The 15,462-nt window shown below is 48.6% G+C and carries 13 protein-coding genes; 4 read left to right on the top strand and 9 right to left on the bottom strand.

Annotated elements, in window-relative coordinates:
- Positions 1-4: 4 nt before the first annotated feature.
- From ACFTRD_RS08755 to ACFTRD_RS08745, 3 genes are all read left to right on the top strand, one after another.
- A complete protein-coding gene (locus ACFTRD_RS08755; protein WP_379378893.1) occupies positions 5-844 on the top strand; it encodes a carbohydrate ABC transporter permease in 840 nt (279 codons plus the stop codon).
- Between the two features lie 79 nt (positions 845-923).
- Entirely contained in the window at positions 924-2,240 is a 1,317-nt protein-coding gene (locus ACFTRD_RS08750; RefSeq protein ID WP_379378891.1) for an ABC transporter substrate-binding protein, read from the top strand.
- 24 nt (positions 2,241-2,264) lie between these two features.
- The gene (locus tag ACFTRD_RS08745) at positions 2,265-3,911 is read left to right on the top strand and encodes an MGH1-like glycoside hydrolase domain-containing protein (RefSeq protein WP_379378889.1); all 1,647 of its coding nucleotides are present in this window, start codon (positions 2,265-2,267) and stop codon (positions 3,909-3,911) included.
- Positions 3,912-4,049: 138 nt separating this feature from the next.
- Here the strand turns inward: ACFTRD_RS08745 and ACFTRD_RS08740 are convergent, their stop codons facing one another.
- Positions 4,050-4,394, bottom strand: coding sequence for a hypothetical protein (locus tag ACFTRD_RS08740; protein ID WP_379378887.1), 345 nt, complete (start codon positions 4,392-4,394; stop codon positions 4,050-4,052).
- Between the two features lie 125 nt (positions 4,395-4,519).
- Between ACFTRD_RS08740 and ACFTRD_RS08735 the strand changes: the two genes are divergently transcribed.
- Entirely contained in the window at positions 4,520-4,918 is a 399-nt protein-coding gene (locus tag ACFTRD_RS08735) for a hypothetical protein (protein ID WP_379378885.1), read from the top strand.
- A gap of 183 nt (positions 4,919-5,101) precedes the next feature.
- Here ACFTRD_RS08735 and ACFTRD_RS08730 read toward each other — a convergent pair whose 3' ends face one another.
- The 8 genes from ACFTRD_RS08730 to ACFTRD_RS08695 all read right to left on the bottom strand — a co-directional run bounded on the left by ACFTRD_RS08730 (position 5,102) and on the right by ACFTRD_RS08695 (position 15,415).
- Positions 5,102-8,275: a bifunctional cytochrome P450/NADPH--P450 reductase gene (locus ACFTRD_RS08730; protein WP_379378883.1), complete on the bottom strand. Its 3,174-nt coding sequence runs from the start codon at positions 8,273-8,275 to the stop codon at positions 5,102-5,104.
- A 300-nt stretch (positions 8,276-8,575) separates the two neighbouring features.
- Complete coding sequence (locus tag ACFTRD_RS08725) at positions 8,576-9,136, bottom strand: glutathione peroxidase (protein ID WP_379378881.1); 561 nt, start codon at positions 9,134-9,136, stop codon at positions 8,576-8,578.
- Between the two features lie 242 nt (positions 9,137-9,378).
- Positions 9,379-10,104 carry a LutC/YkgG family protein gene (locus ACFTRD_RS08720; RefSeq protein ID WP_379378879.1) on the bottom strand — a complete coding sequence of 242 codons (726 nt, stop codon included), beginning with the start codon at positions 10,102-10,104 and terminating at the stop codon, positions 9,379-9,381.
- Complete coding sequence (locus tag ACFTRD_RS08715; protein ID WP_379378877.1) at positions 10,094-11,608, bottom strand: LutB/LldF family L-lactate oxidation iron-sulfur protein; 1,515 nt, start codon at positions 11,606-11,608, stop codon at positions 10,094-10,096. The genes ACFTRD_RS08720 and ACFTRD_RS08715 overlap by 11 nt, the downstream gene beginning before the upstream one ends.
- On the bottom strand, positions 11,605-12,333 hold the full coding sequence (locus tag ACFTRD_RS08710; RefSeq protein ID WP_379378875.1) for a (Fe-S)-binding protein: 729 nt from the start codon (positions 12,331-12,333) through the stop codon (positions 11,605-11,607). The genes ACFTRD_RS08715 and ACFTRD_RS08710 overlap by 4 nt, the downstream gene beginning before the upstream one ends.
- A gap of 68 nt (positions 12,334-12,401) precedes the next feature.
- Complete coding sequence (locus ACFTRD_RS08705; RefSeq protein ID WP_379378873.1) at positions 12,402-13,163, bottom strand: DeoR/GlpR family DNA-binding transcription regulator; 762 nt, start codon at positions 13,161-13,163, stop codon at positions 12,402-12,404.
- A gap of 1 nt (position 13,164) precedes the next feature.
- A complete protein-coding gene (locus tag ACFTRD_RS08700; protein ID WP_379378871.1) occupies positions 13,165-14,658 on the bottom strand; it encodes a rhamnulokinase in 1,494 nt (497 codons plus the stop codon).
- A 241-nt stretch (positions 14,659-14,899) separates the two neighbouring features.
- Positions 14,900-15,415, bottom strand: a complete 516-nt coding sequence (locus ACFTRD_RS08695) for a DUF2500 domain-containing protein (RefSeq protein ID WP_379378869.1) — start codon at positions 15,413-15,415, stop codon at positions 14,900-14,902.
- Positions 15,416-15,462: the final 47 nt, after the last annotated feature.

Raw genomic sequence — 15,462 nt, 5'->3', positions numbered from 1 at the left:
GCACATGCCATTTAAGCGACGTTTGGTTCAAGCCGGGAGGCATGCCGCGATTATCCTCTTCGGTCTGCTGATGTTGTATCCGGTGTTATGGTTAATTCTCAGTTCGTTTAAACCGAATCATCTCATCTTCACCAATAGCAGCCTGATTCCTACCAGCTTCACCCTTGATCATTTTGTGAATGGCTGGAAAGGTTTGCAAGGTGTGTCGTTTGGCCGCTTCTTCGGCAACTCGGCGCTGATCTCCGTCATGAGTGTGTTGGGAAATGTGATTTCTTGCTCCCTTGCAGCCTACGCCTTTTCCAGATTGAAGTTCAAGTTCAAAGGCCTGTGGTTCAGCATTATGCTGGTCACAATCATGCTTCCTTACCATGTAACCCTGGTACCTCAGTACATTCTGTATAACGAGCTGCATTGGATTAATACGTATTTCCCGCTCATTCTGCCTAAGTGGTTGGCACAGGACTCCTTCTTCATTCTGCTTATGGTTCAATTCATCCGTGGAATCCCACGGGAGCTGGACGAGAGCGCAACCATTGATGGTTGTGGGCAATCGCAGATTTTTTTCAGAATCGTGGTTCCTCTTCTCGTTCCTGCCCTGATTACAACAGCGATTTTTACCTTCATCTGGAGTTGGGATGACTTTTTTAGCCAGATGATCTACTTGAGCAAAATTGATCTTTTTACCGTACAGTTAGGGATTCGTTCATTGTTCGATCCATCGGGACAATCCGATTGGGGCGCACTGCTCGCCATGTCCACGCTGTCTCTGCTGCCTGTAACCATCATCTTTTTGGTATTCCAGCGTTATTTTCTTGAGGGGATTGCAACGACTGGCCTGAAGTGATTACGAAAATACCGTACAGACGCAATAAACGTACAACAGATATTATGTTTTTCATTATCCATCGTCAGGGGGATTTCTCATGTTCAAACGATTCATGATCACTGTTATAGCTTCACTCCTGTTATTGGTAACTGCCTGCTCTGGAACGGATCATACCGGTGCTGATGAGCAGACAGGAACGGAGACCACTGAAGGCGGACAAGTCGAACTGCGCATGATGTGGTGGGGCGATCAAAAACGGGCAGAAATTACGAATGAAGCCCTGAAGGTTTTTCAGGAGAAACATCCAAATATTAAAATTGTAGGTGAATTTGCGCCTTCATCCGGATATTTCGACAAGTTGAATACACAGCTGGCGTCAGGCACGGCACCGGATATTTTCTTTCTTGGGGGTAATGTGGTTGATTACGCCAAGAAGGACGTTCTTTTGAACCTGGACCCTTATGTCGGTAATGAACTGAATCTGGACGGCATGGATGCCACCATGGTTGAGTATGGGCGTCTTGATGGAAAGCTGCAGCATATTTCCGCTGGTGCGAATGCACGGGGCATTGTCGTTAATCAGGCACTGTTCGATCAAGCGGGGATTCCTTTGCCAGCTTCGGATTGGACCTGGGAAGATTATGCTGCGATCAGCAAAGAGCTGTCCGACAAACTCGGCAAGGGCTATTATGGAACCTATAACTTCACGGTTGACGGTATGGACATCTTTTTGAAACAACGCGGTAAACAGCTATATGATATGAAGAATGGCACGCTCGGATTTGCACAAGAAGACATTTTGGAATGGTTCACCTACTGGGAGCAGGCTTCCCAATCCGGAGGAGTGGTTACGCCTGAGCTGCAGGTTTCCAATCCACCAGATGACACCAGTAAATCCTTGCTTATTACGGGCAAGGCGGCTATGAGCCTGCTTCCTTCGAATCAACTGGCTGCTTTCCAGAGCCTCACGGAAGATAAGTTAATTCTTTTGCCTGTACCAAGGGGTCCAAAAGGAACTGGGGTTGTATTTGAATCCAGTCAGGGGTTGTCCGGTTATGCGAATACCAAACATGCAAAAGAAGTCGCGATCCTGATGGATTTCTGGATTAATGATTCGGACGCAGCCAACATTCTCGGCAATGACCGCGGCGTGCCCGTTACGGAAGCCAACCGCAATCTGCTTCAGCAAGAAGCGGGACCTGTTGAAGAGATTGTATATAATTACACCAGCTTTGTATCTGAAGCTACAAAAACGGAACCTTTTGACGTGAGCTATAATCCTCCGGGATTCGCTGAATTCTCCAAGCTGGCCCAGACAACCAACCAGGAAATCGGCTTTGGCCGAAAAAGTGTGGAGCAAGCTGTGACTGACTTCTATAATGGCACCGTTCGAATCTTTGAATCCAATCAATAAATAACTGCAACAAAGGAGGTCGACATGACAGAAGCCCTGCTGAACAAGCTGCGCCAGGTCTCGATCCATGATCATGTGCAGCCAGGTAAACCGGAAGATCAAAAGTTAATACAGGAATGGCAGGCGTCGGGTATTCGATTCGCCGCATCCGGCGGACGACTGGAAGCGACTTATTATTCCGCATTGGAGAAGTTACTCACTTGCATTGTGCCCCTGAATGGCAGTGAGCCCATTCTTCAGGAAGGTGGCATTTATCTGGGCTGCTGGCTGGAGAGTACCGGCACCATTAATGCGGAGCTGCTGTCACCTCTAATTCCTTCCGTATCGGAAACAACCTACCTTGCTTTTGCCCAAAACCAAAGAGAAGATGGATTGCTGCCTTATAAGCTAACGGAGAACGGCCCTTCCTTCCGCCAGATTCAGCTCGTTACACCATTGGCACGAAGCGTATGGAATCACTACCAGCTTCATGGAAAGAACCGAGCCTTCCTGAAGACCATGTACAAATCCATGGTACGCTATGACGAATGGATTGCAACGTATCGCAATACCCGAGGGACCGGCTGTGTGGAGGCTTTTAGCACCTTTGATACCGGGCATGATCTGTCCCCACGCTTCTGGCATGTTCCGGATACGCCTTATTTGAATGATGCCGCATCGTACCATCCGGACTCTCCGGTTCTGCCTTTTTTGGCACCAGACTTGACCGCCAATATTTATTGCCAGCGCGTGTACTTATCCCGTATGGCGGAGGAGCTTGGGGAGTCCGATACCGATTGGAAAGCAAAAGCCGAAGCCAGTCTGGAAAGTCTCTTCCGTTACTGTTATGACGAAGAAGACATGTTCTTCTACGATCGGGATCGCAATGACCAATTGGTCAGGGTAAAGTCAGATGTGCTTCTGCGTGTGATGGCCTGCGAGGTGGGCGACCGTGAGTTGTTTGATAACATGCTGCGACGATATTTGCTGAATACAAGCAAGTTTTTTGCCAAATACCCGTTTACCTCCATATCGATGGATGATCCACGGTTCGATCCATTTTCTTCTTATAACAGCTGGGGTGGAGCGTCCAACTTCCTGAGTCTGATTCGTGCACCACATGCATTTGAATTTCACCATCGTTATGTGGAATTGACCTGGGTACTGCAACCCATCTTGTCTTCCTTATCCAAAGCAAAGCGTTTTGCGCAGGCTTTAAGCCCATGGACCGGGGAGGAGGGTTTTACCGAAACCTACTCCCCCTCCATTCTTTGCCTGCTGGATTATGTGGAACGGTTATGCGGTATCATGCCGGTTGGGTCGGACCAACTGTGGTTTACCGGTCTTCTCCCGATCGACATGGATCATGGCGAAGAAGTCGCTGGTCATACGGCGTATAGTCGCACGGTGAATGACCTGCATTTTGAATTGGTGAACACGCCAGAACGGGTAACGGTTTATCAGGATGGTAAGATTCATATGGAAGGGCCAGCAGGAATCCGGTTAATTACGGATCGGGGTGGACATTTGAATGGCATCATCGGAATGAGCATGCGCACCATTGAAGGGGAACTCACGTATCTGGGAGAGACCATTCCAATCCGAATCAAAGGAAATGAAATGCAAAGATATTCAGACGGAGTGTTAAAAACAGAGCGGGATATCGGTATGATCTATCCCTCCTATCGTTAGCACAAAAAGCGCAAGCTGCCGGGAAAGAACCCTCGCACTTGCGCTTTTTTATTTCATACCCTGAAGATCTATCGGTAAGAAGAATTACCTATGTTGATTGGCAACTACGACCTTTCGCTGACCCGAACGAATCACCTGCTATGCCTTACGTTCCCATGCAGGGTGGCGGTAGAATTCAATCGTATCAATATAGTTTACCGTGTAGTTCTGCTCAACCTCAGACAGTTCCAGCAGCTTTCGGTCGATTTGTTTCAACCCCATGACCACATCATGCCGAAGCAGGTCCATTGCAATTTTGCCTACGAAGCCGCCTTCCATCTCTTGATGTTTATTCCGAAATTCTTCGTTATATATAAGTTCCGGTGTAAACGAAGCTTCAACAAATGCATTGACGAGCGTAAGCTCATCTCCTTCCATCAGTACTGCGATATAATAATTGCCACGCTCATCCCGAACGAGGTCTTTATACATTTCCACGATCAATCGGATCACTCCCTATATCATAAGTTGTAAACAGGTTATACGTAATGAACATGGGCGCCATTTTGCTCACCTCTTGATCTCGTCCATTCATATAGTAGGTATAAATGGCGAACGGAGGAGTACTTATGAACTGGCACCAGCTTCATACAGGAAAAACACTACAACAGCGCCTGAGCGAATTACAGGGACATCTGGCCGAATTGAATGCCCCGCTGTCCGGTTTGGAGCCGGGAATAATCAGCAAAGTATACCCACGCAATTTCATCAAAGTGAATCGGCAATTATTCATTCCACTTAGTCTAAATTCCATTCGTGTATTCGATATCCCTCGAACACGACGAGGCATACGGGTGGGCATTCGTACCATTTTCCCTTCCCGGAATGCATTTAACAATATACGCCTTGTCGGTGTAGGAGTGGATTACCTTGAATTGCAGGGAAAAGGTAGATTCTCCTCCCGTATTCTCTTCCCTCTCACACAAGTCGAATCGATTTATCGCCCAACTAACCATAAAAAGAAATAGCTTGCATGGACATCGGTCCCGTCCAAAACCTTTATTAACCCTTCCCTTCCGAATTATACCCCAAACATCCCCTGGTCTGCTTAACTATCGTGCTTATGACAAAAAGCGGTGAGAATACAGAAGCTTCTCTGTGTCTCACCGCATCGCCTTTACTTGCTAATGAATTCAGCATTACATCGTTAATTAGATACCTGTCCATACATCCTTCGCGTAACGACCATCCTGCTGCAAACGTTCAAGCCATTCTTCGGCTTGATCCAGCGAGTTGCCGTTAATGTCAGCATAAGCCTTCTTGAGCGTTGCTTCAACATCAGGGGCCATCTTGCTGCCATCCCCGCAGATATACAGATGTCCTCCCTGCTCAAGTATAGGAATCAATTGACGTGCATCATCTCTCATCAGATGTTGTACATAACACTTCTCTTCCCCCTCCACACGGGAGAAGGCGGTATGAAGCTGAACAAGACCCTCATGCTGAGCGGTTTCAAGTTCGTTTTTATACAAATAATCATGTTCCGGGTTGCGACATCCAAAATACAGATGGGCTTCACCAACCTGCTGACCTTGTTGCTTCATTACACGTCTTGCCTGCAGAAAACCCCGGAATGGAGCCACGCCCGTACCCGGACCAACCATAATGATCGGAACCTCTGCTTTCTCTGGCAGTTCGAACCCGGACTCAGGTGTCCGTATGAACATGACTACCTCTTCACCCGGCTTCAGGTTTGCCAAATAGTTCGACGCTATGCCTTTATATTCTCCCTGGCCGCTCCAGGCTGGAGCACGTACCACGCTAACGGTAATACTGGCCTGCTCAGGCTGTACTCGCGGCGAACTGGAAACCGAGTAATAACGGGCTTTCAGAGACGGCAACAGCTCCAAAAACCGTTCGAATGGCAGTTCGCATGCCTCATATTTCACCAGGTAATCCAGCATCGATATGCGCTTATTACGGACTTCTTCCATGTATACCGATTCATCAAGAAGTGCTTCAAGCTCCTTCTTATGCGGCGGGCATACGGTGTACGCCGCCAGTTCCCTCAGTTGGGCCCGAGTTGCTGCTTCCTGAAGCTCCACACTGTGACTTAGCAGATCAACCAGATTAACAGGTTGATGCAGTGGCAGATGGGCTGCGCTGCGACCGGATGCATCCAGAACCAAATGCTCCGTACCCGCGAATCCGTATCGTTTTAATACCCGTTCCACGAGCTCAGGCGGATTTTGCGGTAAAATGCCTAAATGATCGCCTTCCTTATATGTCATGCCTTCAGGAAGTTTGATCTCCAGATGGCGTGTGCTGCGTTCGCTGCCCGCATCGTGAAGTTCCCGATTCTCAAGCACTTCAGCAACATGTGCATCATACGTATCCGCGAGCGGTGTTACCGCCAGTCCGCTGACAAACTGCACAGACAAGGAACTGCGTTCACTACCTGAACTTTCATTCAGCTTGATTCCCATCGCTCGTGCCAGATCCGGCCATAGTTGCTCGGTCCAATCGCCAACCTGTTTCTCAAAGTCACCGCTGGCATCACTTTCTCCGATAGGCGATAACCGCTCTGCTCCTTTGGCAGCCAGCTGTTCATCAATCAAACGCGGAATGCGCTGATATGTGCTGGCCCAATTGTGATCCCCACATCCCAGTACGGAGAAACGCACGCCTTCGAATTCGCCTGCATCCGCATGTTCGATCCATTCCACGAAATTCCTCGCATTGCTTGGCGGCTGGCCGTTGTAGGATGCACTAACGATGATGACGCCACCTTCTTTCGGCAGCTTGCCTACACGATCATCCAGGGCAGCTACCTCGCTGCGGAAGCCCTGATATCTGGCGGTATCTGCGATCTCACGCGCAATGCCTTCCGCAGTCCCGAGATTGGACCCATACAGGACAAGCATCGGGGTGTGATGAGCATTGGCTGTATCTGGCTCTTGTCTTTTAGTAACTGGAGTCGGCTCCTCCACGGCAGCACCCGGAACAGCCATGACCGGCTGACCCCCGCGTGCACGAACACGGATCGTGAAGTTATCAGGTTTGAGTGTCAACGTTTCTTTTACTTTCAACTGATAGTCCGCATGATCGATAAAATCAAAATGCTTCAGGACCATGCCCAGCACAAGTGTTGCTTCCTGAAGGGCGAACTGCTGACCAATGCATGCCCGCTGGCCATTACCAAATGGTTTATAGGCATCATGCGGAACCTTGCTCGGATCTTCGAACCGTTCTGGACGGAATTCCTCCACATCTTCGCCCCAAGCTTCGCGGTCCCGATGCAGCTTGGGAATGAGCACACTGACACTGTCTCCTTTTTTCAAAGGATATTTCCCGTCCAGAACCGTGTCCTCCTTGGCATATAAGGAAAATGCCGGAGCCGTAGGCCACAATCGCAATGCTTCGTTCAGCACCATCCGCACATACTTCAGATTACGAACCTGATTGTAGGTCGGAACCGGATCTTTCAGAATCTGATCTGCTTCGGCTTGGGCCTTGGCGAGCTTGTCCGGATTTTTCATCAGATAATAGATGGCAAAGGACAACAAGCCGCTCGTCGTCTCATGTCCTGCAATCAGGAAGGTAATGATCTGATATCGAATATTCTCATCGTCCAGCGTTTCACCGGTTTCCGGGTCCTTGCCGCTGAGCATATGGGACAACAGATCATCTGCCCCTTCCCGGGGCTGTTCTTTGCGCTCCGCAATGATATGATCCACCAGGGAAAACATCGAACGGATATCTTGGTCAAACTGTTTCTTTTTGGTAATCATCAACTTGTCTTGCAAACGCAAACGCTGCAACGAACTCATGGATTCGTCCAATGCACGTACCATGCTTGTTATGAAAGGATGCGGTTCTTCCCGGTAGAAGCTGTTAAACCGATAGTTGAATCCACATAATCCAATTGTATCCAATGTCAATCGGGTCATATCATCCGGTACATTCACCGTCTCATCGGGGTTCAATCGTGACCATTTCTGTACGAGCTGCACAGCGAGATCAATCATTTTGTTGTGATATCCCTGCATTGCACGTTGGCTGAAGCTGGGAAGCAATACATTATGGGCTTTTTTCCAATTGGGTTCTTGTGTCCAGCTCGTAAACAGGCCATCTCCGGCAAAAGCACGAACCTTCTCCAGCGGTGCCCAGACACGCTTGTCAAATCGGGATTCGTCAGATACTTCTGCCACCAGTTTGTGACCTGAGATGTAGAGCTCGCTTCGACCCGGAAGCTCCATTCGAAAAATTGGTCCGTACTCATCCGCAAGTTTCACCAGAGATTGTACGGGCTCATCAAAATTCAACTGTGGCAAATTGCCTAAAGGACCAAACGTTTTGGGTTGGGGAACTGAAATTTGCGCCATGCTACTCACTCCTCTACCTTCATTTTCTGCACATTTTCATATTTAATCCAGATAACCAAAAACAAACAGGTTAGAACCAACTGACCAGAATGGTATATGGGTCAATTTTAAATAAAAAAAATGGGTTTCTTCGTTACCTTACGTTTACCCTAACATTTCCAGTCTTAATCTTCAACAGTCTCAAAGTCGTAGGACCATCGGGTAGCCATTGTTTATGCAAGGGAAAATTGCCCCCTCTTGGTCCAGCGATATCGAGTTTTTTTAGAACTTAACGAACAACTACATTCTCGAAATAAAACGTTAAATCCAGGACCTCTTCAGCAAATCCTGAATCGCAGACTCCATCTCTAACGGTGCAACTGTAGTCTCATAGCGGCCAACCACTTCCCCGGTTCGATCAATCAGAAATTTGGTGAAATTCCATTTGATCCCGTCTCCCCGGTATAATTCGGGATGTTTCTCCTTGACGAATTGCTCCATCCATCTGCCTTCTTCCGTTTCCATATCATAGCCCTGAAATGGGACAGCTTCGACCAGATACTGAAACAAAGGATGGGTGGATTGTCCGATGACCTCAAGCTTTTCAAAAATCGGGAAAGATATATGAAAATGGTTCCTGCAATAATGAGCTATTTCTTCATTACTGCCCGGTTCCTTGTGGTTAAACTGATCACAGGGAAACGCCAATATCTCCAACCCCTGATCACGATACTGTTCATACAGCTGCTGAAGCTCGGTGAATTGTCGAGCGTAACTGCACTTGCTCGCTGTATTCACAATAAGCAGTGCTTTCCCCTCAAACACAGATAAATCGCTCACGTGTCCATCCATATATGGGACCTGATAAGAAAATACACTCATTCATAACGCCTCCTCTGTTCATTTTCATCTAAAATCTCTGCTGAATGGATTATACGCCCATTTCCACGATAGGTTAAATATATAATAAATATAATTTTTATAGGAAACGCCTATATACCATCCATATCGTACACAGATCATACAGACTGAAACGTACACAAAGAAAACTGCCCTCAGCAGACAGAGGCTGCTTCCCGGGCAGTTCGTATGAGCGACATTATTGTACATTTTTGAGAAATCAGTCATCCCATAATAAGGCCGTATACAATGCCCGGCCCATGTACCCCAATGGTCAAATCATTTTCAATATCAGAAGAACGACTGGGACCTGAAATAAAATGAATGCCTGCCGGGAGATTTTCTCTTCCCGCTTCATCGAATCGGTTCAGCGTTTCGCCAAGTCTGGTGTAGAGCCTATCCATCGGAATAATAATAATCAGTACGGTGGGCAATAGACTGACTGAGCGTCCCTTCTCCGGTGAAGACAGTACCGTAACGGAACCCGTATATGCTGTAGCATAGTCCGCCATGACCACCCCGATATCGGCCTCAGCTGCCCGGGCCTTCCAGTTCTCCTCCGCTTGGCTGTTCCAAACAGAAATGTGTATACCAGGAAGTTGTTCTTCCAATCCAAGATCCGTCAGTGCCTGTTCATTCTGACGTATAATGTATTTCGCGCTTAATTCGTGAGATTTAGTAGCGATAAAGTCGGAAGCTTCATTAATGTCACGCACCCGGGCAATGTGAGCACCTACACTCACAAAATTATCGGTGAATGCCTGTGTTCGCTTATCGATGTCCCACTCCAGATCATTCCAGAACGCGGGTGCACCGCGAAAAGGTTGGGTGGGAGCATGGCGTTGGCGTGGCCTTCTCAACTTGGACGCGATGTCATTCATAAAGTGTTCCTGTTTCGCACGAGACTTCTTCTCCAGTTGCTCCAGCCATTCCTGATGTTCAGTGTTCATGTTGGCCGCCCCCCTCGCGTTCACGAAGAATCTGTTCCATTCGGTTCCGAATGGAAGAATCCATCTCTTTCTGACCCTGATTCAGCTCCTCATCCAGCTTGTTCCATTGCTGCCGGAAGGAACGCTTCGCGAGGCTTGGCGCAACCCGATAGCTGTTCCAGCCCTTGAGAGGCCCAAGTTTCAGTGAAATTCCGTTATTGCGTACAACGGCTTTCTGACCGATCTGTCCGAGCCGAATAGCCGCACCGAACCGTTTGGAATTGGATACAACCGCCGCAAAACCTTTCATACCTGCGCTTTCAAGCTTGTTTCCATAGCCCTTTTCTACCTTGCGTCTACGCAAATATACGAGCATATCATGCAGCGGAATTTTGACCGGACAGGCTTCATAACAGGCTCCGCACAGGCTTGAAGCACCCGCGATGTCATTCCATTCCTCGATATTTCCATTTAAGGCAGGCGTGAGCACCGCTCCTATAGGTCCGCTGTAAGTTCCACCGTAAGCATGCCCGCCAATATGGCGGTACACTGGACAAGCATTCAGACAGGCTCCGCAGCGAATACAGTTCAGCAACTCCTGAAATTCAGGGTCCCCCAATTGAAGCGAACGTCCATTGTCCACGATAATAATATGCATTTCTTCCGGCCCGTCCCCGTCCTCTGATCGACGAGGACCGGTTATGCCTGACATGTACATCGTCAATTTCTGACCTGTCGCAGATCGTGGCAGCAGGGTTGCCATTACTTCCAGATCAGCCCAAGACGGAATGATACGCTCCATACCCATTAAGGTAATCTGCGTCTTTGGCACGGTCGACACCATCCGGGCATTGCCTTCATTTTCAAATAGGACCATGGAACCTGTCTCCGCAATCGCAAAATTGCAGCCCGTCATGCCGATATCTGCTTCGAGAAACTTCTCGCGAAGTTTTTTACGTACAAATCCGGCAAGTACAGTGGTGTCCGGTTCCAGAATTTCGCCTGCTTCCTTCGATAACAGGTCCGCGATCTGATAACGGTTCTTATGAATGGCCGGAATGACGATATGAGACGGGGCTTCGCCTGCCAGCTGGATAATATATTCGCCCAGATCGGTCTCAATCGCTTCAATGCCTGCGGACTCCAACACATGGTTGAGGTGTACTTCCTCGGACACCATTGATTTGGATTTCACCACGGTTGAAGCCTGCTTGTGAGCCGCAATATCCAATGCAATCGCCGCTGCCTCCACCGAAGTATCGGCAAAATGAATATGCACACCGTTCGCGCGTGCATTGTTGACGAATTCATTCAAATAATAATCCAGATGGGCAATCGTATGCAGACGAATCTGACGTCCACGCTCCCGCCATTCTTCCCAGTTGCCATGTTCCTCTGATGCGGATTTTTTGCCATTACGCAGTCGTTCTGTCGTAAACTTGACCGCTTTGCGCAGAAAATCATCATTTAACGCGAGTTCTGCACGTTTCTTCACGGTAACATCCATTACACCCGGCTGACTCATCCTGTTTGCACCCCCTCATACAGCAGTTCCGCCAAATGCATCACACGCACCGGTTCATTCCGATAACGCAGATTGCCCGCAATATTCATCAGACAGGCCATATCCAATCCTACCAATACTTCGGCTTCCGTCTCTTTAATGTGATCCACCTTCTCCGTGACCATGGCACCGGATATATCCGGCATTTTGATGGCAAATGTACCCCCGAACCCGCAGCAATCCTCTCCAAATGGAAGCGGGACGAATTCCAAGCCCTTCACAGCGGACAGTAAGGCCATTGGCTCATCCTTCACGCCTAACAAACGGCTTCCGTGACAGGAGGGGTGATAGGTAACCTTATGTGGAAAATGCGCACCCAAATCCGTGATCCCAAGCACCTGAACGAGAAACTGAGTGAATTCATAGGCTTTCGCCTCCAGGCGTTTGGCCTTCTCCAGCCATATGGGTTCATCTGCAAACAGCTCGGGATAATGATGAATCATATACGTACAGGAGCCCGAAGGACAGACGACAAAATCACTGTCATCAAAGGCCTCCAAAATCGTTTTGGCGGCTACTCGTGTCTCATCCCAATACCCGCTATTGTAGGAAGGCTGTCCGCAACAAGTCTGCACGGGCGGGAAATCCAGCCGGACACCATGAGCGGCGAGCAATCTGACCATCGCCTCCCCCACACGGGGATATATGGCATCGCTGAGGCAGGTAATGAACAAGGAGACTTTCATGATTACACGCTCCCATAACTGATGAATTGTTGTTATAACACATATAAGTATCGAATACCCTATTGGTCTTAAACGGTCGTGATCTCGATATCATAACCGTTTAAACGGTCCATTAATTCGCCCTCCAGCGGCTGATCCGTGATCACCGCATGAACGGCATTCAGCCCGGTTACGCGGGCAAATGCACGAACACCGAATTTACTGGCGTCTGCAAGCAAAATGACCTGGTCGGATATGCCGACCATTTTCTGCTTCAACCTGGCCTGAAGCTCATTGGATTCACTGATTCCACCGCCATCCAGATGCACACCTTTACAAGAGAGAAACAACTTATCAACATGGTACGTTTCCAGCGAACGTTCAGCGAGCGGTCCAACAAAAGATAACGAACGAGGGGCCAGCTGGCCCCCGGTCGAGATGACTTCGATTTTCTCCCTACTGCTCAGTTCGGTAGCTACCTGTATGGAATTGGTCAATACCGTCAAAGGCATATCCGGCATATTTGCAGCCATATAGCCTGCTGTTGTGCTGGCATCCAGCAGAATTCGATCCCCCGGGCAGATCATCGAAAGGGCTGACTGAGCAATCCTTTTCTTTTCCTCCGCATGGGTTGTCTCCCTCACGCGGTACGGGATCTCTGGCTGCTCTTCCTTCACGCTGACCGCTCCACCATGAGAACGACGAAGTCGCCCTGCTTGCTCCAGCCGATCCAGATCACGTCGAATGGTCTCTTCGGTTACTCGGCAGAGCTCACTAAGCTCGGATACCCGCATACTGCCCTTCATATTAACCATCTCTACAATCCGGTCATAGCGTTCTGCTGCCAGCATGTTACACCTCATTCCTGGCTTGTGATGCTGAGGAAGCAGTCAACCTTAGAAATCTGCCGTAAGCCTCTTCCCAGACGGGTCTATCTTTTGGCTCATAATCAGTAACCGGGAAGGAATCGCGGATGACCTTGCGAGCTTCCCATATATCCTTAAAATCCCCGCTTGTCATCCATTGTACAGCCATGTTCCCAATCGCACTGCCTTCTGCCGGTCCAGCCCATACCGGTTTGCCAATGGAATTGGCCGTCCACTGACATAACAAACGATTTTGGATGCCTCCCCCGACCATGTGCAATCCATTGAAAGTCTGTCTGGACAGCTGTTCCGTCCACTCCAGTACTCTACGATACTTCAGAGCAAGACTTTCCAGAATGGATCGGGCAATGGCTCCCTGATCCTTCGGCTCAGCCTGCCCGGTATCACGGCAATACTGACGTATGCGGGCGGTCATATCACCTGCCGGCATAAACAGCTCATCATCAGGATCAAACAAACTCGCAAACGCAGGTGCAAGTTCAGCCTTGCTCAATAATTCCGCGTAGCTGATCCCCTGCCCCTTCCGTTCCCATTCACGCATGCTTTCCTGCAAAATCCACAGACCCATGATGTTCTTGAGCAGCCGGAACGTACCGCCTGCCCCGCCCTCATTCGTAAAGTTCAGAGCCAGACTCTCGGAACTGATGGCAGGATGATCCATCTCCGTGCCCATCAGTGACCAGGTTCCACAGCTCAGATAAGCGAATGAACGCTCTGTTGCCGGAACAGCGACGACCGCTGAACCTGTGTCATGCTCTGCAACCGCGATAACCGGGATGGCAGACAGACCGGCATCACTGCATATGCTGCTCCGTAGCTGTCCCACACGTGTACCTGGCATAACCGCTTCGCCAAACAGATTCTCCGAAATGCCGATATGTGCGAGCAGTTCACCGTCCCAATGACCTGTTGAGGGATTATACAGCTGTGTTGTAGTTGCATTGGTAAACTCATTCACCGCTTCACCTGTGAGAAAGTAACGAAGCAGATCCGGAATCATAAGAAAACGCTCTGCTTCGTTAAGCAAGGGCGAAGCGCTTCGCTTAAGCGTTGCCAACTGGTACAAGGTGTTAAAGCTAAGAAATTGAATACCCGTGCGTTCGAAAATCCGCTGCGAAGTTAATTCCTTGCGGACCTGATCCATCATGCCGTTAAACTGCACATCACGATAATGGTACGGATTGCCCAGCAATTCGCCATTACTCCCCAGCAGTCCAAAATCAACCCCCCAGGAATCAATCCCCAAACTTTCAGGTTGTTCCCCTTTTTGTTTAACCAGGTTCAGCCCTTCCAGCAATTCATGATGCAGCCGCAAAATATCCCAATGCATTCGATCTCCGACTTTTACCGGTTCATTCTTGAACCGATGGATCTCCATCGCTTCCATTCCCCGATCGTTCAGATGACCCAGCAGCGCTCTCCCGCTGCCAGCCCCCAGATCATACGCCAGCACACTCACTTCTTTTCACCAGCCTCTCATCCCATACCTTTAGTTTGTTCTCGAACATTTCTTCATTTCATCTCACAGTAGTCTGTGATTTATTCTTTATTTTTTTGTTTGTTTATTTTTGTTTTATACTGTTTCACTTTATTTTACGAGTATATCACCATTGTAAGCGTTTGAATACCCTGTGATTTCTTAATTTTGCCTATAACAAAAACGACTCTTTCCACTTGGGAGGAGCCGCTATTCCGTTATTTTACGTATAGAAACGGTTATTGCTCGCACCAGACTGGGGTTGCACATCTCTTTCAAAATGCTTAAACCTTGTCCCCTGATACGTTAACATGCCTCGGTCATTTTCCACGAGCATACCGTAGTCATTTCCGCCTACGTTCAGTTCTACCCGTTCTCCGTTGTCGAGCTCAAATGTGATGTAATAGGATGTCGAAGCACTGCTGTCCCCTGATCCCCCGCTAACTCTCGTTCGCTTTGCCACAATCGTCGAATGCAAGGTCAGCAACGCTGCTGCATTGTTTGATGACCATGTGCGTACCCCTGAAATAATGGCATAAACAATAACACCTGCAATAATGAGAAAAATACCGCCAATAAAAATCGAACCAAACGCACTCGTTGCACCAAACTCATTGAATCCAGAAAAAAAACCACTCTGACTGCCCTCGAATCCCGGCACATCATTCATGTCGTCAAAAATACCGAATCCGTCCATGCTTAACCAGCCCAGCGATGAAGATATGCTCAATGACGTCATTCATCATCGTTCCCTTCTCCCTGCAAATTAAGATGCACCGCCCCCTG

It is taken from the genome of Paenibacillus sp. NPDC056933 (assembly GCF_042674385.1).
Taxonomy (GTDB): Bacteria; Bacillota; Bacilli; order Paenibacillales; family Paenibacillaceae; genus Paenibacillus.
This window is presented reverse-complemented; position numbering and strand designations above follow the sequence as displayed.

Coding starts and splice junctions, on each gene's coding strand:
- ACFTRD_RS08750 (WP_379378891.1), top strand. CDS start 924: ATGTTCAAACGATTCATGATCACTGTTATAGCTTCACTCCTGTTATTG.
- ACFTRD_RS08735 (WP_379378885.1), top strand. CDS start 4,520: ATGAACTGGCACCAGCTTCATACAGGAAAAACACTACAACAGCGCCTG.
- ACFTRD_RS08715 (WP_379378877.1), bottom strand. CDS start 11,608: ATGAGTCAGCCGGGTGTAATGGATGTTACCGTGAAGAAACGTGCAGAA.
- ACFTRD_RS08705 (WP_379378873.1), bottom strand. CDS start 13,163: ATGCTGGCAGCAGAACGCTATGACCGGATTGTAGAGATGGTTAATATG.
- ACFTRD_RS08695 (WP_379378869.1), bottom strand. CDS start 15,415: ATGACGTCATTGAGCATATCTTCATCGCTGGGCTGGTTAAGCATGGAC.
- ACFTRD_RS08745 (WP_379378889.1), top strand. CDS start 2,265: ATGACAGAAGCCCTGCTGAACAAGCTGCGCCAGGTCTCGATCCATGAT.
- ACFTRD_RS08730 (WP_379378883.1), bottom strand. CDS start 8,275: ATGGCGCAAATTTCAGTTCCCCAACCCAAAACGTTTGGTCCTTTAGGC.
- ACFTRD_RS08725 (WP_379378881.1), bottom strand. CDS start 9,136: ATGAGTGTATTTTCTTATCAGGTCCCATATATGGATGGACACGTGAGC.
- ACFTRD_RS08720 (WP_379378879.1), bottom strand. CDS start 10,104: ATGAACACTGAACATCAGGAATGGCTGGAGCAACTGGAGAAGAAGTCT.
- ACFTRD_RS08755 (WP_379378893.1), top strand. CDS start 5: ATGCCATTTAAGCGACGTTTGGTTCAAGCCGGGAGGCATGCCGCGATT.
- ACFTRD_RS08710 (WP_379378875.1), bottom strand. CDS start 12,333: ATGAAAGTCTCCTTGTTCATTACCTGCCTCAGCGATGCCATATATCCC.